This window comes from Erwinia sp. STN24 (genome assembly GCF_041320675.1).
Lineage (GTDB): Bacteria > Pseudomonadota > Gammaproteobacteria > Enterobacterales > Enterobacteriaceae > Erwinia > Erwinia aeris.
In genome coordinates, this window is sequence record NZ_JBGGPM010000001.1 from 2,096,272 (window position 1) to 2,117,144 (window position 20,873).

At 56.5% G+C, this 20,873-nt stretch carries 19 protein-coding genes; 15 read left to right on the forward strand and 4 right to left on the reverse strand.

Annotated features, from left to right (window positions below; translation table 11 throughout):
- The first annotated feature begins 272 nt into the window (after window positions 1–272).
- The 3 genes from ACA373_RS10010 (at window position 273) to speG (ending at window position 3,378) form a co-directional block, all read left to right on the forward strand.
- On the forward strand, window positions 273–1,157 hold the full coding sequence (locus tag ACA373_RS10010) for a dihydrodipicolinate synthase family protein (protein ID WP_301252684.1): 885 nt from the start codon (window positions 273–275) through the stop codon (window positions 1,155–1,157).
- Window positions 1,158–1,823: 666 nt separating this feature from the next.
- Window positions 1,824–2,690, forward strand: a complete 867-nt coding sequence (locus tag ACA373_RS10015) for a nucleoside-specific channel-forming protein Tsx (RefSeq protein WP_253459086.1) — start codon at window positions 1,824–1,826, stop codon at window positions 2,688–2,690.
- Between the two features lie 121 nt (window positions 2,691–2,811).
- Window positions 2,812–3,378, forward strand: a complete 567-nt coding sequence (speG, locus tag ACA373_RS10020) for a spermidine N1-acetyltransferase (protein ID WP_253459083.1) — start codon at window positions 2,812–2,814, stop codon at window positions 3,376–3,378.
- Between the two features lie 46 nt (window positions 3,379–3,424).
- Here the strand turns inward: speG and ACA373_RS10025 are convergent, their stop codons facing one another.
- The 4 genes from ACA373_RS10025 to ACA373_RS10040 form a co-directional block, all read right to left on the reverse strand.
- The gene (locus ACA373_RS10025; RefSeq protein ID WP_125289397.1) at window positions 3,425–3,844 is read right to left on the reverse strand and encodes a hypothetical protein; all 420 of its coding nucleotides are present in this window, start codon (window positions 3,842–3,844) and stop codon (window positions 3,425–3,427) included.
- A gap of 93 nt (window positions 3,845–3,937) precedes the next feature.
- Entirely contained in the window at window positions 3,938–4,864 is a 927-nt protein-coding gene (mmuM, locus tag ACA373_RS10030) for a homocysteine S-methyltransferase (RefSeq protein WP_370734435.1), read from the reverse strand.
- On the reverse strand, window positions 4,851–6,269 hold the full coding sequence (mmuP, locus tag ACA373_RS10035) for an S-methylmethionine permease (RefSeq protein WP_253459077.1): 1,419 nt from the start codon (window positions 6,267–6,269) through the stop codon (window positions 4,851–4,853). Before mmuP ends, mmuM begins: the two co-directional genes overlap by 14 nt.
- 113 nt (window positions 6,270–6,382) lie before the next feature.
- Entirely contained in the window at window positions 6,383–6,718 is a 336-nt protein-coding gene (locus ACA373_RS10040) for a DUF2002 family protein (protein WP_125289393.1), read from the reverse strand.
- A gap of 162 nt (window positions 6,719–6,880) precedes the next feature.
- On the opposite strand from ACA373_RS10040, the gene ACA373_RS10045 reads away from it, so the two are divergent.
- From ACA373_RS10045 to emrB, 12 genes are all read left to right on the forward strand, one after another.
- On the forward strand, window positions 6,881–7,207 hold the full coding sequence (locus tag ACA373_RS10045) for a DUF883 family protein (RefSeq protein ID WP_125289392.1): 327 nt from the start codon (window positions 6,881–6,883) through the stop codon (window positions 7,205–7,207).
- Between the two features lie 575 nt (window positions 7,208–7,782).
- Window positions 7,783–8,022, forward strand: a complete 240-nt coding sequence (gene nrdH, locus ACA373_RS10050) for a glutaredoxin-like protein NrdH (RefSeq protein WP_125289391.1) — start codon at window positions 7,783–7,785, stop codon at window positions 8,020–8,022.
- 4 nt (window positions 8,023–8,026) lie between these two features.
- Window positions 8,027–8,428: a class Ib ribonucleoside-diphosphate reductase assembly flavoprotein NrdI gene (nrdI, locus tag ACA373_RS10055; RefSeq protein ID WP_125289390.1), complete on the forward strand. Its 402-nt coding sequence runs from the start codon at window positions 8,027–8,029 to the stop codon at window positions 8,426–8,428.
- On the forward strand, window positions 8,401–10,545 hold the full coding sequence (gene nrdE, locus ACA373_RS10060) for a class 1b ribonucleoside-diphosphate reductase subunit alpha (RefSeq protein ID WP_370734436.1): 2,145 nt from the start codon (window positions 8,401–8,403) through the stop codon (window positions 10,543–10,545). Before nrdI ends, nrdE begins: the two co-directional genes overlap by 28 nt.
- 39 nt (window positions 10,546–10,584) lie before the next feature.
- On the forward strand, window positions 10,585–11,544 hold the full coding sequence (gene nrdF, locus ACA373_RS10065; protein WP_301252702.1) for a class 1b ribonucleoside-diphosphate reductase subunit beta: 960 nt from the start codon (window positions 10,585–10,587) through the stop codon (window positions 11,542–11,544).
- Window positions 11,545–11,922: 378 nt separating this feature from the next.
- Window positions 11,923–13,119, forward strand: coding sequence for a glycine betaine/L-proline ABC transporter ATP-binding protein ProV (gene proV, locus ACA373_RS10070; protein WP_370734437.1), 1,197 nt, complete (start codon window positions 11,923–11,925; stop codon window positions 13,117–13,119).
- Window positions 13,116–14,210, forward strand: coding sequence for a glycine betaine/L-proline ABC transporter permease ProW (gene proW, locus ACA373_RS10075; protein WP_301730868.1), 1,095 nt, complete (start codon window positions 13,116–13,118; stop codon window positions 14,208–14,210). Before proV ends, proW begins: the two co-directional genes overlap by 4 nt.
- Before the next feature lie 63 nt (window positions 14,211–14,273).
- The gene (gene proX, locus ACA373_RS10080) at window positions 14,274–15,266 is read left to right on the forward strand and encodes a glycine betaine/L-proline ABC transporter substrate-binding protein ProX (protein ID WP_253459063.1); all 993 of its coding nucleotides are present in this window, start codon (window positions 14,274–14,276) and stop codon (window positions 15,264–15,266) included.
- Between the two features lie 523 nt (window positions 15,267–15,789).
- On the forward strand, window positions 15,790–16,974 hold the full coding sequence (locus ACA373_RS10085) for an MFS transporter (protein ID WP_253459059.1): 1,185 nt from the start codon (window positions 15,790–15,792) through the stop codon (window positions 16,972–16,974).
- 476 nt (window positions 16,975–17,450) lie between these two features.
- Window positions 17,451–17,981, forward strand: coding sequence for a transcriptional repressor MprA (mprA, locus tag ACA373_RS10090; protein WP_253459056.1), 531 nt, complete (start codon window positions 17,451–17,453; stop codon window positions 17,979–17,981).
- A gap of 149 nt (window positions 17,982–18,130) precedes the next feature.
- Window positions 18,131–19,291, forward strand: coding sequence for a multidrug efflux MFS transporter periplasmic adaptor subunit EmrA (emrA, locus tag ACA373_RS10095; protein WP_253459053.1), 1,161 nt, complete (start codon window positions 18,131–18,133; stop codon window positions 19,289–19,291).
- Window positions 19,292–19,308: 17 nt separating this feature from the next.
- Window positions 19,309–20,844, forward strand: coding sequence for a multidrug efflux MFS transporter permease subunit EmrB (emrB, locus tag ACA373_RS10100; RefSeq protein WP_253459050.1), 1,536 nt, complete (start codon window positions 19,309–19,311; stop codon window positions 20,842–20,844).
- Window positions 20,845–20,873 lie beyond the last annotated feature (29 nt).

Below are 20,873 nucleotides of genomic sequence, written 5' to 3' on the forward strand. Positions count from 1 at the left end.
AGCCAGGATCACAAGGCCGCTGAAAATCACGGCGGTATATTCACTTAGCGGACGGCTGTGCGGCTGTTTCATAGTGTTCTCCTCAGGTTGGTGAGAAGAGTTTCCCGCAGGAATATTAAGGCAACATTAAGGGCGCGCTAAACGGCGGAAAAATGTTGCTTTCGAGCTGGCGGAACCCGCGGGAAAATGCCCGTTGCGGTTTGCCCTCTTATACCGAAATCCTTCTGGTGCTACGCTGCGTGTTTATCCGTCACGCTATTAAGGAAACCTCTATGTTTACCGGTCTCAGCGCGTTCCCTTTAACGCCAATGAATGAAACAGAAATTGATGAGCGCGCTTTTCGCGGTTTGATCCAGCGACTGGCGGCAGCCGGAGTGACGTCGCTTGGCGTGTTGGGTTCGACGGGCAACTACGCTTATCTGACGCGTGAGGAGAGAAAGCGTGTGGTTTCGCTGGCCGTCGAGGAAGCGGGAAAGGTGCCGGTGATGGTGGGCATTGGCGCGCTGCGGACGCGTCAGGTGCTGGAACTGGCCGAAGATGCGCAGCAGGCCGGTGCGAAAGCGCTGCTGCTGGCACCAGTTTCCTACCAGAAGCTGCGGGAAGAAGAGGTGTTTCAGCTGTATCAAAGCGTTAACGACGCTATTTCCGTGCCGCTGTGCCTGTATGACAATCCCGGCACCACGCAATTTACCTTCAGCGATGAGCTGTATGGTCGACTCGCCGGGCTTTCCAGGCTCGCCGCTATTAAAATTCCCGGCGTGCCGGACGATGCCGCCCAGGCAAAAGCGCGGATAGACCGTCTGCGCCAGCTATTGCCGGACAAAATAGCCATTGGCGTCAGCGGCGACGCGCTGGCCGCGCGAGGCCTGAATGCGGGCGGCGAGCTGTGGTTTTCCGTGCTGGGCGGCCTGTTTCCGCAGGTTTGCCAGCGGATTATCCGGCTGAGCGCCGCGGGTCAGCAGCTGGAGGCGCAAAACCTTTCCGATCGGCTGGCCCCGCTCTGGGCGCTGTTTGCAAAATATGGCAGTTTGCGGGTTGTCGCCGCGCTGGCCGCCAGGCTGGGCCTGACGGAAGCGGTTAATCTACCGCAGCCACTGGCGTCAATTGACCGTGAGGATGCCGGGCGGCTGGAGGCTGTTCTGCCCCTGCTGGAGTGAAAGGCTCCAGCAGCTATCTGCCCCTGCTGGAGTAAAAGGCCACAGCAGTAGCAATCATCTGCTGCTGTTGGAGTAAAAGGCCACAGCAGTAGCAATCATCTGCTGCTGTTGGATTGAAAGGCCAAAGCGGCGGTAATTATCTGCCGCTGCCGGACTGCCAAACCAAAGCGGCGGTAATTATCCGCCGCCGGACTGCCAGCCAGGATGGCGTGAAACAGGGGCGGTCGTTACCTGCCGCCTGGCAACTTCGCTCTCTTTACATGGCTAAAAAATGCCCAAAAAACCGTCATTTATATAAGATTATCTTATAACACAATCTCATAACATTTATCCCGCACCGCTTTCTTTTTCTCAGCATTCCCCCTTACTTCAACAGGCAAACGTTTACCTGGCGACAAACAGGCTTTTTCGGCGCAGACAAGCAACAGCCCGCTTAAGTTCCGTCCTTTGCGTGATCTGCATCACACTTTAATTAAAGTGAAATGAAACAGAGTTTGACAACTGTGAGCGATATCTATTTCCTTAAGCGCGGATGACGGCACACTTTTCCGGCATTTATACGGGCGCTTTCGGCACTGAAACCGCCTTCCTGTTCCGTTCCGGATAACGACAGATAAGACCATCGCGCGGGCTGCAGAAAATGGTCGATAAGCATGTGGTAATATAATGAAATATAAATCTCTGATGGCTGGCGCAGTGATGGCGCTTTCATACAGCACCGCTTCTTTTGCTGCCCCCGAGCAGCCGCAGTACGTTTCCGACTGGTGGCACCAGAGCGTTAACGTGGTAGGCAGCTATCACACCCGGTTCGGGCCGCAGTTTAACAATGACGTTTATCTGGAATATGAAGCCTTCGCCAAAAAAGACTGGTTTGATTTTTACGGCTACCTGGATCTGACCAACTTCTTCGGTGCCGGTAACTCTAACGCCAATGGCATTTTTGACCACGGCTCGCCGATGTTTATGGAGATCGAACCGCGCTTCTCCATCGACAAGCTGACCAACACCGATCTGAGCATCGGGCCGGTGAAAGAGTGGTATTTCGCCAACAACTATATCTACGATATGGGCCGTAACAGCGATAACCGTCAGAACACTTGGTACATGGGCCTGGGCACCGATATCGATACCCACACGCCGGTCAACCTGTCGCTGAACGTGTACGCTAAATACCAGTGGGAGAACTACGGCGCCGCTAACGAAAACAGCTGGGACGGCTATCGCTTTAAGGTGAAATACTTTGTGCCGCTGACTTCGCTGTGGGGCGGCAACCTGAGCTATATCGGCTTTACCAACTTTGACTGGGGTTCCGATCTGCGCGACAAGAGCGATGCTTCACGCACCAGCAACTCCATCGCTTCCAGCCACGTGCTGTCGCTGGTTTACGATCACTGGCACTATTCCGTGGTGGCGCGTTATTTCCACAACGGCGGCCAGTGGGCAGATGGCCAGGAGCTGAACTTCGGCACGGGTAATTTTGAAGTGAAATCCACCGGCTGGGGCTACTATCTGGTGGCCGGCTACAACTTCTGATCCGCAACGCTTCCTCAACCGCCAGCCCTTTGCGCGCTGGCGGTGCTGTTTTCCCGCTTTTTCCCGCCCGCTGCACGCCCTATACTGCTTGCCCTGGTGCCTCAGTAACAAAGGATGATGTATGCCTGCTTTATCGGCCGAGCAATCGGTAAAATTACGTCCGCTGGAACGCGAAGATCTGCATTTTGTCCACCAGCTGGATAATAACGCCAGCGTGATGCGCTACTGGTTTGAAGAGCCTTATGAGGCGTTTGTCGAGCTGTCCGATCTCTATGACAAGCACATTCACGATCAGAGCGAACGGCGTTTCGTGGTGGAGTATGCGGAAGATAAAGTGGGCCTGGTGGAGCTGGTCGAAATCAACCATATTCACCGTCGCGCGGAGTTTCAGATTATTATCGCGCCCGGCCATCAGGGCAAAGGTCTTGCCAGCAAGGCCGCGCTGCTGGCCATGGAGTACGGTTTCTCCGTTCTCAATCTCTACAAGCTTTATTTAATCGTCGATAAAGAGAATAAAAAGGCTATCCACATCTACACCAAGCTGGGATTTGAAATTGAAGGCGAGCTGATCCACGAGTTTTTTATCAACGGCGAGTATCGCAATACCATCCGCATGTGCATCTTCCAGCATCAGTATCTGGCTAAGCACCGCCCGCCGCATACGATGGTTAAGCCCACCGCGCAATAACCCCGGCTATCCGGCCCGCCAGCAGCGCGGGCCACCACGTTTTCCGTCAGCCGCGCGCACCGACAGGATTCATAATGATCCGGGCTGGCGGTTCTTCGATGTGGTACATGCCGCCGTTAAACGGATCGACCAGCAGCCAGCCGGGGAAGCCGCCAAGCGGGATATTACCCAGCAGATACCAGAGGTTGGCCTTCTCGTTTAGCGGAATGGTTTGCGGCACGAAGCCCGGCTGCTCCAGCATCAGCAGAAATTTCTTTTTGCCGAAGTAGCTGCCGTCCGATTTTGCCAGCGTCACGGTCTTTGGCGTGTAGCCTTCCGCCACCGCCCGGCCGGTTTCATCCTGCACCACAAATTTTGCCCCTTGTGGCCAGCTCTGAATGCTCACATCCTGGGTTTTGTCGCCCACGATAGTGGCGCATCCGCCAAGCAGCCACGCTGCAAACAGCACCGGTAAAATACGTTTCATAAGCTTTCCTGCCAGGTTAAATAGTGAGAATAGTTGGGCGCAGCGAATAACGCCCGGCGGCTGCGGGCGTTATGGTGCAAAGCTCTGAAGGTATTATCGGCAGCGTTGGGCGATAGCTTTAATATCGGCGGGCGTGGTGCGGCAGCAGCCGCCAATCAGCCTGGCGCCGGCGGCCTGCCATTCGGCAAGGTTATCCGCCAGCGTGCAGGTCGAGGCGTCGCTGTGCCAGCTTTTACTGACGGCATCGTACTGCTCGCCGGAATTGGGATAGACCACCAGCGGCTTCGCGCTCAGCGCGGAGAAAACTTTCAGCGCGGCCGTCACCTTATCCAGCGCGATACAGTTGATCCCCAGCGCCACCGCCTGCGGCTGCGCATCCAAAAAGGCGATGACTTTAGCTAACGGCGTGCCGTCGCTGAGATGTTCGCTGTCGCGCAGCGTAAATGAAAACCAGGCCGGCGTGGCGGGAAACTCTGCCAGTAACGCGATCAGCGCCTTGATCTCCGCGAAGGAAGGCAGCGTTTCGCAGGCCAGAATATCCGCCCCCGCCGCCACCAGCGCCCGCACGCGCGGCCGGTGGAAAGCCATCATCTCCGCCTGCGGCAGCGCATAGTCGCCGCGATACTCGGAACCGTCGGCCAGAAACGCGCCGTAAGGCCCTACGGAGCCGGCAACCAGCAGCGGCCCGGCCTGCGGCGCGGCGGCCAGATAGTCCTCGCGGGCCTTCACGGCCAGCGCCACGCTTCGGGCAATCAGCGCCAGCGCAGCCGTTTCATCCAGCCCGCGCTGCGCAAAACCCTGCGGCGTCGCCTGATAGCTGGCGGTGATCGCCACCTGCGCGCCCGCTTTAAAGTAGTCGTAATGCACCTGATAAATCAGTTCAGGATTTTCAATCAGCACTTTCGCAGACCAGAGCGCGTCGCTCAGGTCGCAGCCGCGCGCTTCCAGCTCGGTAGCCATCGCGCCATCCAGCACCAGTCCGGCGGCTACCTGCTGTTTTACGGCATCAATCGACAACATGTGGAGTCTCCTTTGCCTGCTCGCGTTTTTGCAGCAGCTGAGTAAGGTAGTAAGCGCCGTAACAGACGGCGATAAAAGGCAGCCCGCAGTAGAGCGCGATGCGCTGCTCGGGATCGAAAGCCAGCCCGACGCAGGCCAGCAGGCAGAGCACAAAACCTAAAATCGGCGTTAGCGGATACCACGGCGCGCGATATTTCAGTTCGGCAAGCGGTTTACCCGCGCGCAGATGCGCCCGGCGGAAGAAAAAGTGCGCGGCGCAGATGCTCAGCCACACGGCCACCACGGCAAAGCCAGAGATAGCGGAAAGCGCGACGAACACCGTATCCGGCGCGATCACGCTGGAGAACAGCGCCAGCAGGCCGCCCAGCATACTGACGGAAATCGCGGTCAGCGGAATGCCGCGACGGGTCAGGCGGGCAAAGCAGCGCGGCAGCGTGTTCTGATTGGAGAGCGACCAGAGCATCCGGCCAGAGGCGTACAGGCCGGAATTAGCGGCTGACAGAATCGCGGTCAGGATAACGAAGTTAAAGATATCGGCCGCGTAAGGGATACCAATTTTCTCAAACACCAGCACAAACGGGCTTTTCACAATGCCGGCCTGATCCATCGGGATCAGCGCGGCCAGGATCAGCACGGTGCCGATAAAGAAAATAATCAGCCGCGCTACCGTGGTGCGTATCGCCAGCGGCAGCACCTTGTGCGGATTTTCCGTCTCGCCAGCGGCAATGCCAATCAACTCGGTCCCGGAGAACGCGAAGTTTACCGCCACCATCGTCATCAAAATTGGCAGCACGCCGTGCGGCAGCCAGCCGTGCGCGGTCAGGTTGTGGAAGAACGGCGCGCTGCTGCCGTCTTTTAACGGAATAAAGCCGAACATCGCGCCTGCGCCAAGCACGATAAATGCCAGAATGGTGATGACCTTGATCAGCGAAAACCAGAACTCCCCTTCGGCGAAGAAGCGGGAAGAGATAACGTTAAGCAGGAAGATAAGCGCGCAGAACAGCAGGCACCAGAGCCAGACCGGCGACTGGGGGAACCAGTACTGCATACAGAAACCGGCGGCCGTCAGGCTCGATCCCAGCGCCACGGTCCAGGTCAGCCAGTAAAGCCACGCCACGGTATAGCCGGTCGCCGGGCTGAGGTAGCGCGCGGCATAAACGTGAAACGCGCCGGTTTCGGGCATCGCGACGGAAAGCTCGCCCAGGCTGAGCATCACCAGATAGACCACCAGCGCGCCAATCAGATAGGCCAGCAGCGTACCCGCCGCACCGGTAGTGGAAATAATATAGCCGGTATTAAAAAACAGGCCGGTGCCGATCACGCCGCCAAGCGAAAGCATTACCAGATGGCGCGCCTTCATGCTGCGTTTAAATTGTTGCGTATTGTCCTGCTGAGTCTGCTGCATCCTGTTATCCGTATAGACGTCTAAACTTCTACATAGGCCAGGTGTTATACCTGGTCTGTGCCGGTAATGCAACGTCAGGAAACGTAAAGCAGCGCTTTCAGCCCGTCAGGCGATCAGTCGAATACGGATTCGAGATAGCGTTCCAGCGCGGCGCGCGAGCTGAAGCCGTGCGGAATACCGTAGTGATCCCGGCTGTCGCCGACCAGGTACATGGGAAACTGCACGTAGTGCTCACAGGTTTTGATTTCGTTCGCGGGTTCCGCAAAGCTGTGGCTTTTTTCCTTCAGCGTGGGATGGATAACCAGCGCGGTGCGTCCCAGACGCGCTTCGCGATTTACGTACACATAGCTGTCGCCTCGGCGATAGCCGTAAGCTTTTGCGGTGACCGCGTCCATTTCAAATCCCGCTTTTTCCAGTACGCGAGCGACCTCATCAGGGCGTAGATACATGCTTAATCCTCTAATACTTGCCAACTCCGTCACCTTACCTTAGCGCCAGGGCGCAGGGCTTTCGGAATTGTCCAGAAACAGGGTGCGCGGCAGCCCGACGCACGAAATATCTCTCTGATAGTCTATAGTAAATAGTCCGTATCATTTCCAGGAGAGCGCTAAATGTTTAACCGGACGACAAAGAACGAAGATATTGATATCAACCAGGACGTCACTCTGCTGGCTGATACCCTTGATGGCCTGCTGAAATCCTACGGCAGCAAATCGAAAGAAGAAGTTGACGATGCGCGCAGCAAAGCGCAGGCGCTGCTGAAAGAAACCCGCGCTAAGCTTAACGGCGGCGGCAACCGCGTGTCTCAGGTCGCTAAAGACGCAGGCGAGCATGTGGATACCTTTGTGCGGGATAACCCGTGGCACGGCGTCGGCATCGGCGCGGCGATCGGCGTTTTCCTTGGCGCGCTGATTGCGACCAGCACTTCCCGCGATTAATTTTACGCCTGTATGCTCTGATCAGTCCCCGCTTATGCGGGGATTGTTATTTCTGCGGGACGGCGAATTCTGCCGGATAAGAGTGCAGAAGTGGCTGCGGCCGGCAAGTTCTGCTGCCACAGTTACACGACATCTTGTTTATGTGGTTTACCGCCCTGCTTTAGCAGCTATATCCAATACCTGCTGTTTTATGACAGCCTTCCCAATAACCTCTTACTGGATATTTCTCGCCCCGCCTCTGCTGGCCATCAGCATCCGGCCTTCGTCATGAATTTATTGCGCCGTACCGCTTGTTTTTTAGCCACGCCGTTTGCCGAATCCCCTTTCAGTTCTGCCATGCAAAAAGCCTGAAATTTTTTTGCCGCGCTAAATCCAGGTGCGGCAAGGCTTTGCCCCGCTTAGCGCTGATAAGCGCACAAGCTATAAGGTTGCAATCGATAAACACCACATCTAGTATTTAATACAGCAACCAACACACAATATATGGTTATGCGGCGTTTCTGCCCGGAAGCTTGCTCAACAGTCTGTCAGCCTTATCCGTGCCGGATATCCGCCTACAAAGGGAAATACGAATCATGCGCATTATTATTTACACTAAAGATAACTGTGTCCAGTGCGGCGCGACGAAAAGCGCGATGGATAAGCAGGGCATTGCGTATCAGCTGATCAACCTCGATCGGGATCCCACCGAGCTGGAGACGCTGAAAGCGCTGGGCTATCGCCAGGTTCCCGTGGTGATGGCGGAAGGCGAACACTGGAGCGGCTTCCGCCCCGATAAGATCGCCGCGCTGGGCCGTGCCGTCGCGCAGGGCTGACGCCATGCTGGTCTATTTTTCCAGCCAGTCGGAAAACACGCACCGCTTTGTGCTGCGTACCGGCCTGCCCTGTCGCCGTATCCCGATCGGCGGCCAGCCGCTGCGCGTGGCTGAGCCCTATATCCTGGTGGTGCCCAGCTACGGCGGCGGCACCGCCAAAGGTGCCGTGCCGAAGCAGGTCATTCAGTTTCTTAACGATGTCGATAACCGCCAGGGCATTCGCGGCGTAATCGCCGCCGGCAACCGCAATTTTGGCGAAGCTTACTGCCTGGCGGGCAGCATTATTGCGCAGAAATGCCGCGTCCCGTGCCTCTACCGTTTCGAGCTGCTGGGCACTGAAGAAGACATCGCCAACGTATCCAGGGGAGTAACCCAATTTTGGCAACAACAGAAAGCACACCCATAGCGCCAGCCACGGCCGACTACCATTCCCTGAACGCAATGCTCAACCTTTACGATGCAGACGGCCATATTCAGTTTGAGAAAGATCGTGAGGCGACGCGCCGCTATTTCTTACAGCACGTGCTGCCAAATACGGTGACGTTCAGCTCTGTTAGTGAGCGCTTACAATACTTGGTAGCGGAAGGCTATTACGAAGCCGAGGTGCTGAACGCTTATTCTTTTGATTTTATCAATGCGCTGTTTGAGCAGGCTTACCAGCATCGCTTCCGCTTCCAGACTTTCCTTGGCGCGTGGAAGTTTTACACCAGCTATACGCTGAAAACCTTCGACGGCAAACGCTATCTTGAAGGCTTTACCGAGCGCGTCTGCATGGTGGCGCTGACGCTGGCCAAAGGTGACCAGGCGCTGGCGACGGCGCTGGTGGAAGAGATGCTGTCCGGCCGTTTTCAGCCTGCCACGCCAACATTTCTGAACTGCGGCAAGCAGCAGCGCGGCGAGCTGGTTTCCTGTTTTCTGCTGCGTATTGAAGACAATATGGAGTCGATCGGCCGTTCGGTGAACTCCGCGCTCCAGCTGTCCAAACGCGGCGGCGGCGTGGCGTTTCTGCTTTCTAACCTGCGCGAGGCCGGTGCGCCGATCAAGCGTATTGAAAACCAGTCTTCCGGCGTGATCCCGGTGATGAAGATGCTGGAGGATGCTTTCTCCTACGCCAATCAGCTGGGCGCGCGTCAGGGCGCGGGCGCGGTATATTTGCACGCGCATCATCCCGATATCCTGCGCTTTCTGGATACCAAACGGGAAAATGCCGACGAGAAAATCCGTATCAAAACGCTGTCGCTGGGCGTGGTGATACCGGACGTGACCTTCCAGCTGGCGAAGGCCAATCAGCCGATGGCGCTCTTTTCGCCTTACGACGTCGAGCGTATTTACGGCCTGCCCTTTGCCGATATCAGCATCAGCGAGAAATATGAGGAGATGCTGGCCGACGAGCGTATCCGCCGCACCTTTATTAATCCACGCGAGTTCTTCCAGACGCTGGCGGAAATCCAGTTCGAGTCCGGCTATCCCTATATTATGTTTGAGGATACGGTTAACCGCGCCAACCCGATCAAGGGAAGGATTAATATGAGCAACCTTTGCTCGGAGATCCTGCAGGTAAATACGCCGACCGAATACCATGAGGATTTAAGCTATCGTCATATCGGCAAGGATATCTCCTGCAACCTCGGGTCGCTGAATATTGCGCATACCATGGATTCGCCTGACTTTGCCCGCACGGTGGAGATCGCGGTACGCGGCCTGACGGCCGTTTCCGACCAGAGCCATATCCGCTCCGTGCCTTCCATCGAAAACGGCAACGCGCAGTCGCACGCTATCGGCCTGGGCCAGATGAATCTGCACGGCTATTTAGCGCGTGAGGGCATCCACTACGGTTCACCGGCGGCGCTGGACTTTACCAATCTTTACTTCTATGCCGTCACCTATCACGCGCTGCGCACTTCTAACCTGATTGCCCGGGAACGCGGCGAGCGGTTTGCAGGTTTTGCGGCCTCTCGCTACGCCAGCGGCGAATACTTTGACCAGTATGTTAATCAGCCCTGGCAGCCGCGCACGCCGGAAGCCGCCGCGCTGTTTGCCAAAGCGGGTATTACGCTGCCTTCGCAAGAGGACTGGCGGCAGCTGCGCGATATGGTTACGCACTACGGCATCTATAATCAAAATTTGCAGGCGATCCCGCCGACCGGCTCGATCTCCTATATCAATCACGCCACGTCGAGTATTCACCCTATCGTCTCGCGTATTGAGATCCGTAAGGAAGGGAAAACGGGCCGCGTCTACTATCCCGCGCCGTTTATGACCAACGATAACCAGGCGTTTTACCGTGACGCCTACGATATCGGGCCGGAAGCGATTATCGATACCTATGCCGAAGCGACGCGCCATGTCGATCAGGGGCTGTCATTGACGCTTTTCTTCCGCGATACCGCCACCACGCGCGATATCAATAAGGCGCAGATTTACGCCTGGAAGAAAGGCATCAAAACCCTGTATTACATTCGCCTGCGTCAGATGGCCCTGCTCGGCACTGAAGTCGAAGGCTGTGTTTCCTGCTCGCTCTAACCTGACCATAAGGGAGCGAAGGCATTCGCTAAAAATATGATGAAACTACAACGCGTGCACGCTATTAACTGGAACCAGATCGAGGACGAAAAAGATCTGGAAGTCTGGAACCGTTTGACCTCGAACTTCTGGCTGCCGGAAAAAATTCCGCTTTCTAACGATATTCCGGCCTGGAACGGGTTAACCCCACAGGAGCAGCAGCTCACCATCCGCGTCTATACCGGACTGACGCTGCTGGACACCATTCAGAACACCGTTGGCGCCCCGGCGCTGATGGTGGATGCGCTGACGCCGCATGAAGAAGCGGTGATATCGAATATCAGCTTTATGGAAGCGGTACATGCGCGATCCTACAGTTCTATCTTCTCCACGCTGTGCCACACCAGCGATGTCGATGCGGCCTATGAATGGAGCGAAAATAATATCTTTTTGCAGCGAAAAGCCGACATCGTGCTGGAACACTATCATTACAGCGATCCGTTAAAAAAGAAAATCGCCAGCGTTTTTCTGGAGTCCTTTCTGTTCTATTCCGGCTTTTATTTGCCGATGTACTGGTCAAGCCGCGGCAAACTGACCAATACCGCCGATCTGATCCGCCTGATTATCAAAGACGAGGCGGTACACGGCTACTATATCGGCTACAAATACCAGAAGGCGCTGCAAAAAGAGAGCAAGGCCAGACGCAAAGAGCTGCATCAGTTCGCCATGGAACTGATGCTGGCGCTGTATGAAAACGAGCTGGCCTATACGGCGGATCTGTATGAAGGCCCGGACTGGTGCGAAGAGGTGAATAAGTTTTTGCACTATAACGCCAACAAGGCGCTGATGAACTTAGGTTACGAGGCGCTGTTCCCGCCAGAGCTAACCAATGTCGATCCCGCTATTTTGGCCGCGCTTTCTCCCAATGCCGACGAGAACCACGATTTCTTCTCCGGCTCCGGCTCTTCCTATGTGATGGGAAAAGCCGTGGATACCGAAGATGAGGACTGGAATTTTTGAATAAATGCGGGCGGCTTTTTGGCTGGCCGTCCGCTGGCATTATTTTTATTGATCGGACGTTCAATAAAAATTTACTGAAAGATATTCTCCTTTTTTACGTTACTTTATTCCGTCTACAAGCGAAAAATCCCCGCTAAATTACCTCTTCCAGGACGTCTTTTTATAATAAATATCGCACTATTTTCCCTGTCTGAAATTCCTCGTCATCCCTTACCCTTACTGGCATTACCGGAGATGCACGTCTCAGGATCAATTCCGCCAGGCCGCGCAAAGGGTTGCCTCAGCCTGAGAGTGTGTTAGGGTATAGACCGTTCATATTTTACCAGGACCGATTGAAATATAAGAAAATTAACTATTTGTCAGGAATAAAATAATTACATGGCTATTAAACTTGAAGTTAAAAATCTTTATAAGGTTTTTGGGGAAAATCCCGATCGCGCTTTTAAGTATATCGATAAAGGCATGGGTAAAGAAGCACTGCTGGAAAAAACCGGCCTCTCGCTTGGCGTAAAGAATGCCAGTCTGGCCATTGAAGAAGGCGAGATATTTGTGATCATGGGCCTTTCCGGCTCCGGCAAGTCCACCATGGTTCGCCTTCTCAATCGTCTGATAGAACCCACCCGTGGTCAGGTCATTATTGACGGTGTCGATATAGCGAAAATATCCGACAGCGAATTACGTCAGGTGCGCCGAAATAAAATCAGCATGGTGTTCCAGTCATTTGCGCTGATGCCCCATCTTACCGTCTTAAATAATGCGGCTTTCGGCATGGAATTAGCTGGCGCCCCGCTCCAGCAACGGCAGGAAAAAGCGCTGGAGGCGCTGCGTCAGGTTGGGCTGGATAATTATGCCCACGCCTGGCCGGACGAATTATCCGGCGGAATGCGTCAGCGTGTTGGATTAGCGCGCGCGCTGGCCATCAATCCGGATATATTATTGATGGATGAAGCCTTCTCCGCGCTCGATCCTTTAATCCGTACTGAGATGCAGGATGAGCTGGTAAAACTGCAATCCCGCCACCAGCGCACCATCGTCTTTATTTCTCACGATCTGGATGAGGCCATGCGCATTGGCGACCGTATTGCGATTATGCAAGGCGGTGAAGTGATTCAGGTCGGCACGCCGGATGAAATTCTGAATAATCCCGCCAACGACTACGTGCGCACTTTCTTTCGCGGCGTGGATATCAGCCACGTCTTCAGCGCCAAAGATATCGCCCGCCGCAGCGCCAGCGCGCTGATGCGTAAAGCGCCGGGCTTTGGCCCGCGTTCGGCCATCAAGCTGTTGCAGGATGAAGACCGCGAATATGGCTACGTGCTGGAAAAGCAAAAGTTTGTCGGCGTGGTCTCTACCGATTCGCTGAAGGCCGCGCTGGCCGCAGGCAACGGGCTGGATCAGGCTATTTTGCCCGCGCCTGTCGCCATGCCCGGCGATACGTCGCTTAACGATCTGCTGTCGCATGTCGCACAGGCCCCCTGCGCGGTGCCCATCGTTGGCGAAGATAATCACTATATCGGCATCATTTCCAAAGGCATGTTGTTACAGGCATTAGATCGTGAAGGGAGCCAGCCATGAGCACACCAGTAACCGACCCGTGGCAGAGCGCATCCGCCGCCCCTTCTGACGTCACGCCAGCCGCTGACGCCGCTTCAACCAGCAGCGCAGATGCCTGGGGAACGCCGGGCGGTCACGACGCGGCGGCCAGCAGCAGCGACTGGTTAAGCAGCACGCCAGCCCCGGCGCCGGAGCATTTCAGCCTGCTCGATCCTTTTCACAAAACGCTGATCCCGCTTGATAGCTGGGTAACCAGCGGGATCGACTGGATCGTCAGCCATTTCCGTCCGCTGTTCCAGGGCATCCGCGTGCCGGTTGATTATATCCTCAGCGCTTTTCAGCACTTCCTGCTGGGGATGCCGTCGCCCGTCGCTATCGTGCTGTTTGCGCTGATCGCATGGCAGATATCCAGCTTCGGCATGGGCGTCGCCACGCTGATTTCGCTGGTTATTATTGGCGCTATCGGCGCCTGGTCGCAGGCGATGGTGACGCTGGCGCTGGTGCTGACTGCCCTGCTGTTCTGCATGGTGATTGGCCTGCCGCTGGGGATCTGGCTGGCGCGCAGCGATAAGGCCGCCAAATTTATCCGGCCCCTGCTGGATGCCATGCAGACGACGCCCGCGTTCGTCTATCTGGTGCCGATCGTGATGCTGTTTGGCATTGGCAACGTGCCCGGCGTGGTGGTGACCATTATCTTCGCCCTGCCGCCGATTGTGCGCCTGACCATTCTGGGCATTAAACAGGTTCCGGCTGATTTAACCGAAGCCGCCGAATCCTTTGGTGCCAGCCCGCGCCAGATGCTATTTAAGGTGCAGCTGCCGCTGGCGATGCCGACCATTATGGCGGGCGTTAACCAGACGCTGATGCTGGCGCTGTCGATGGTGGTGATCGCCTCGATGATCGCCGTTGGCGGCCTGGGTCAGATGGTGCTGCGCGGCATCGGCCGTCTTGATATGGGGCTGGCCACCGTCGGCGGCGTAGGCATTGTTATCCTCGCCATCATCCTTGACCGCCTGACGCAGTCCGTTGGCCGCGACAGCCGCAGCCGCGGTGCCCGTCGCTGGTATGCCAGCGGCCCGTTAGGCCTGATCACCCGTCCATTTATCCACTAATCCTGCCTGCTGGCGGCGTTACGTCGTCGCCAGCCTCCGCCTTTTGAATAACAAGGATCTTCTATGCGTAAGACAGCACTGTTAGCCGCCGCATTCTCCACGCTGGCCCTTCCGGCTTTTGCCGCCGATTTGCCTGGTAAAGGCATTACCGTTAAACCTATTCAAAGCACCATTTCGGAAGAAACCTTTCAGACGCTGCTGGTCAGCCGCGCGCTGGAAAAGCTGGGCTATACCGTCGATGAGCCAAGCGAGGTGGATTACAACGTCGGCTATACCTCGCTGGCCGCCGGCGACGCCACCTTTACCGCCGTCAACTGGCAGCCGCTGCATGACGATATGTATAAAGCGGCAGGCGGCGACGCGAAGTTCTATCGTCAGGGCACCTATGTGCAGGGCGCGGCGCAGGGCTATCTGATCGATAAGAAAACCGCCGAAAAATATCATATTACCCGAATCGACCAGCTGAAAGATCCTGAGCTGGCGAAGCTTTTCGACAGCAACAACGACGGCAAAGCGGATCTGACCGGCTGTACGCCAGGCTGGGGCTGCGAAGCGGTTATAAACCATCAGATCAAAGCCTACGGCCTGAGCAATACGGTTGAACACAATCAGGGCAACTATTCGGCAATGATTGCCGATACGATTTCCCGCTTTAAAGAAGGCAAGCCGATCCTTTACTACACCTGGACGCCTTACTGGGTCAGCGACAAGCTGGTACCCGGTCGGGATGTCGTCTGGCTACAGGTGCCGTTTTCCGCCATGCCTGGTGAGCAAAAGGCTCTGGATACTAAATTGCCGAACGGCGCTAATTACGGCTTCCCGGTGAACAGTATGCATATCGTGGCGAATAAGGCCTGGGCTGAGAAAAATCCGGCGGCGGCTAAACTGTTTGCCGAAATGAAACTGCCGCTGGCGGATATCAATGCGCAGAACGCGCGTATGCAGCAGGGTCAGTCCAGCGAAGCGGATATCAATGCGCACGTCAACGGCTGGATCAAAGCGCATCAGGCGCAGTTTGACGGCTGGATCCACGACGCGCTCGCCGCCGCTAAATAAAAACCCGCTTGATACAAGGGAAAGCGCACGGCCGGCTAGCCATCATATAGCTATGTGGAAGCACGCGGCCATAGCCATGTGGAAGCATGCGGCCCGTTTGCCACGATATAGCTATGTGAAAGAACGCGGCCATAGCCATGTGGAAGCATGCGGCCCGTCTGCCACGATATAGCTATGTGAAAGAACGCGGCCATAGCCCTGTGGAAGCATGCGGCCCGTTTGCCACGATATAGCTATGTGGAAGAATGCGGCCCGTTTGCCACAATATAGCTACGTGAAAGAACGCGGCCCGTTCGCCACGATATAGCTACGTGAAAGAAGATAATCGGTTTGCCGTGCCCCGCGTCGTTTCCGGCGCGGGACACGCGCCCTCTTCTCTCGTTTCCCTGGCTACAGCGTTGCGGTAAAAGTTCCCTTTCCGCTTTCGGCGGCAATCCGCGCCAATTGTAAATAATTCTATAAATAAAATAGTTTTTCAGGTTACTATCAAGCTATTCTTCTTTTTAAATTTCTGATTATCACCATGAAATCCCCTCAGCACGGTCTTAGCTCTGCCCTTGTTGCCCTGATGTCGATCGCCACCGGCCTTTCCGTTGCCAGCAACTATTATGTGCAGCCGCTACTGGAAACCATCGCGCGCGCTTTTTCTCTTTCCGTTAACGAAGCGGGGTTTATCGTCACCACCGCACAGCTTGGCTACGCCGTCGGCTTACTGCTGCTGGTACCGCTGGGCGATATGCTGGAGCGCCGGGCGCTGATTGTGGTGATGAGCCTGCTGGCAGCGGGCGGCATGGTGATCACCGCGCTTTCCACCAATATTGTCTTTATGCTGCTGGGCACGGCGCTGACCGGGCTGTTTTCGGTGGTGGCGCAGATCCTGGTGCCGCTGGCGGCCACGCTGGCCGCGCCGGAGAAACGGGGTAAGGTCGTCGGCACCGTAATGAGCGGACTGCTGCTGGGCATTCTGCTGGCGCGCACCATTGCAGGCGGTCTGGCACAGCTGGGCGGCTGGCGCACCGTTTACTGGGTTGCCAGCGCGCTGATGGTACTGATGGCGCTGGCGTTATGGCGCTATCTGCCGCGTTATAAGCAGTCGGTAGCGCTTAACTATCCGCAGCTGCTGCGCTCAATCTTCACGCTCTATTTTACTACGCCGATCTTAAGAACCCGCGCGGTTATCGGCTGCCTGGCGTTCGCCAACTTCAGTATGCTGTGGACCTCAATGGCTTTCCTGCTGGCTTCGCCGCCTTACGGTTTCTCGGAAGGCGAAATCGGCCTGCTTGGGCTGGTGGGCGCTGCAGGCGCGCTGGCGGCACGTCAGGCGGGTTCGCTGGCGGATAAAGGTAAGGCTCGCCTGACCACCACCGTCGGCCTGCTGATCCTGCTGGCCTCATGGGCGATCACCGCGATGGGCGGTCACTCGCTGACTGCGCTGGTTATTGGCATTATCCTGCTCGATTTGGCCGTACAGGGCGTACATATTACCAATCAGAGCGTGATCTACCGCGCTATGCCGGAGGCGCGCAACCGTCTTACCGCCGGTTATATGACCAGCTATTTCATCGGCGGCGCCGCCGGTTCGCTGCTCTCGGCCGCCGCCTATCAGTACGCTGGCTGGCACGGCGTCTGCGCGGTGGGTGCTTTCATCACCGTGCTTAACCTGTTGAGCTGGTGGCGAGGCTCCCGTTACGAGCTGACAACGGATTAACCCGTTGATAACGTATTGCAACACTTTCAGCGCCGCCGCCCTGTTAAGCGTTTACACAGTCTGGTATGGTTAGCCTGACACTTATTCAGGTTAGTTACTTTTTCGATTGAAACTATTAAATTCTTAACGGTACAGCATCCCTTGTTACGCAGGCGCTATGCGGAATTTTTTTCGGCTATAGCGTAGCAATAATGGGTAACCGGCCCCGCGCTGATTACCCCGGCCTGCTGGCAGGCGATTGGGTTTGACGTTTTTTGGCAGCCCACTCCCGCCGGTTTGCCGTTTTCGCCCGACCTCCGGGTTCGGGCATGACAGGTAGAACCTGTAGCAGCGCCCCGTTCCGGCGCTGCATAACGCCCTGGGTTATGGAGTGACCTGGACATTAGAGATGGCGTTGGCTGGCCGTGCCAGCCGACAGACACGACATTATATCGCCGTCGTTACAATACCAGTTGCAACTTATGAGGTTCCCCCAGATGGAAAGTTCGTTTGCCCCCATTGAACAGATGCTGAATTTCCGCGCTAACCGTCAGAAAGATTTCCCTTTACAGGAAATTATGCTGACGCGCCTCTGCATGCATATGCAGAGCAAGCTGCTGGAAAACCGCAACAAAATGCTCAAGGCACAGGGGATTAACGAGACGCTGTTTATGGCGCTGATCACGCTCGACGCGCAGGAAAACCACAGTATTCAGCCTTCAGAACTCAGCTCCGCGCTGGGCTCGTCCCGTACTAACGCCACCCGTATCGCCGATGAGCTGGAAAAGCGCGGCTGGATCGAACGCCGTGAAAGCGATAACGATCGCCGCTGTCTGCATCTGCATTTAACCGAGAAAGGCCATGATTTTCTGCGCCAGCTGCTGCCGCCGCAGCATCAGTGTCTGCAGCTGCTCTGGTCCGCGCTCAGTCCGGCAGAAAAAGGCCAGCTGGAAGGCATAACGCGTAAACTACTGACGCGTCTGGATAAAATGGACGAAGACGAGACGATCGCCGCCCTTTCTCGCTAAGCTTTCCCGCAATAGCATATTGTGCGACACAACCGCCGCCGCTTATCGCTATTTTAGCCGCAACCCAACTGATGCCAGCGCTTTTGCGCTGGCATTTTCGGATCCGGAACCGGCCTCCGGAGCCTGCCAGGATGAACGTGGAGAACCTTATGAGTGCAGAAGCACAGCAGCAACCCAACAATAAAAAGAAGAAGCGCAAAGGCGCGCTAATCGTGCTGGCGTTGATATTCGTTATCGCCGGGCTGGCATGGCTGGCCTGGTGGTTTATCGTGCTGCGCCATTTCCAGGAAACCGATGACGCTTACGTGGCGGGCAATCAGGTGCAGGTCATGGCGCAGGTATCGGGCAGCGTCAACAAGGTCTGGTTTGACGATACTGACCACGTTCATAAAGGCGACGTGCTGGTAACGCTGGACAAAACGGACGCGGAACAGGCTTTCGAGAAGGCGCAGACCGCGCTGGCGACCAGCGTGCGTCAGACCCACCAGCTGATTATCAACGGCAAGCAGTATCAGGCAACGATTGAGCTGCAAAAAACCGCGCTGGCGCAGGCGCAGGCCGATCTGAAACGTCGCGAACCGCTGGGCGCCGCTAACCTGATCGGACGCGAAGATTTACAGCACGCGCGCGATGCCGTCGCTACGGCTCAGGCTCAGCTTGAGGTGGCGATCGAGCAGTATAACGCCAACCAGGCGGCAATCCTGAATACCTCTCTGGAGAATCAGCCGGCGGTGAAACAGAGCGCGGCCGAACTGCGTGACGCGTGGCTGGCTTTGCAGCGTACCGAGATTGTCAGCCCGATTGACGGTTTCATCTCCCGGCGCAGCGTGCAGGTTGGCTCGCAGATCTCAACCACTACGCCGCTGCTGGCCGTGGTGCCGGAGAAAAATCTCTGGGTAGACGCCAACTATAAAGAAACGCAGCTGGCCGATGTGCGTATCGGTCAGCCTGCCACGGTTGTCAGCGATATTTACGGCGACGACGTGGTTTATCACGGCAAAGTCGTAGGGCTGGATATGGGCACCGGCAGCGCGTTCTCGCTGCTGCCCGCGCAGAACGCAACGGGCAACTGGATCAAAGTGGTGCAGCGTTTGCCGGTGCGTATCGAGCTAAACCCTGACGAGGTCGCGCGTCATCCGCTGCGCATCGGTCTGTCGACGCTGGTTAAAATCGACACCAGCAATAAAGACGGCAGCGTACTTGCCACCAGCGTGCGCCAGAAACCCGCTTATGAAAGCGATGCGCTGGCGTTGGATCTGGCTCCGGTCAACCAGCTGATTGCCGATATCATTCACGCAAATGCGGGCTGAGCGCGCGGGAGGCTGTTATGGCACAAAAACCGCTTGAAGGCGCCCAGCTGGTTCTGATGACCATCGCGCTGTCGCTGGCGACGTTTATGCAGGTGCTGGATTCCACTATCGCCAACGTCGCTATTCCGACTATCGCCGGTAATCTGGGCGCCTCTAACTCGCAGGGCACCTGGGTGGTGACCTCGTTCGGCGTCGCCAACGCGATTTCTATTCCCATTACCGGCTGGCTGGCGAAGCGCGTGGGTGAAGTAAAGCTCTTTGTCTGGGCGACCGCCGCTTTCGCCGTCGCCTCCTGGCTATGCGGCATGTCCAATAGCCTGGGCATGTTGATTTTCTTCCGCGTCCTGCAGGGCGTGGTGGCCGGGCCATTGATCCCGCTGTCGCAGAGCCTGCTGCTCAGCAACTATCCGCCCGCGAAGCGCAGCATCGCCCTGTCGCTCTGGGCGATGACGGTGATTGTCGCGCCTATTTGCGGGCCGATCCTGGGCGGCTGGATCAGCGATAACTATCACTGGGGCTGGATCTTCTTTATCAATGTGCCTATCGGCGTGGTGGTAGTGATCCTGACGCTGCAAACGTTGCGCAATCGGGAAACGGCAACGGCAATCCGGCCTATTGATACGGTGGGGCTGGTGCTGCTGATCGTCGGGATTGGCTCGCTGCAAATGATGCTCGACCGTGGCAAGGAACTGGACTGGTTCAGCTCGCCGGAGATTATCACGCTAACCATTGTCGCGGTGATAGCGCTGGCGGTGCTGCTGGTCTGGGAGCTGACGGACGACCATCCGATCATCGATCTGTCGCTGTTTAAGTCGCGGAATTTCACCATCGGCTGCCTCTGTATCAGCCTGGCCTATATGCTCTATTTCGGGTCGATAGTGCTGTTGCCGCAGCTGCTGCAGGAGGTCTACGGCTACACGGCCACCTGGGCCGGGCTGGCTTCCGCGCCGGTCGGCATCCTGCCTGTGATCCTGTCGCCTATTATCGGCCGGTTCGCCCATCGGCTGGATATGCGCAAGCTGGTCACCTTCAGCTTTATTATGTATGCGGTTTGCTTTTACTGGCGAGCCTATACGTTTGAACCCGGCATGGATTTCGGCGCATCGGCCTGGCCGCAGTTTATTCAGGGCTTTGCCGTGGCCTGCTTCTTTATGCCGCTGACCACCATCACGCTGTCCGGGCTGCCACCGGAGCGGCTGGCGGCCGCGTCCAGCCTGTCGAACTTTACGCGCACGCTGGCCGGGTCGATCGGCACCTCGATCACTACCACAATGTGGACCGACCGCGAGGCGATGCACCACAGCCAGCTTACGGAGTCAGTGAACGCTTACAACTTCAATTCGCAGGAGATGTACGGCAAGCTGAATCAGCTGGGGATGTCGCACGATCAGGCTTCAGGCTGGATTGCGCAGCAGATCACCAATCAGGGGCTGATTATCTCCGCCAACGAAATTTTCTGGGCTTCCGCTGGCGTCTTTCTGTTTCTGCTGGTGCTGGTCTGGTTTGCCCGGCCGCCGTTTGGCTCCGGCAGCGGCGGCGGCGGCGCGCACTGAGTCGATATAAAAAAAACGGGCCGCAATGG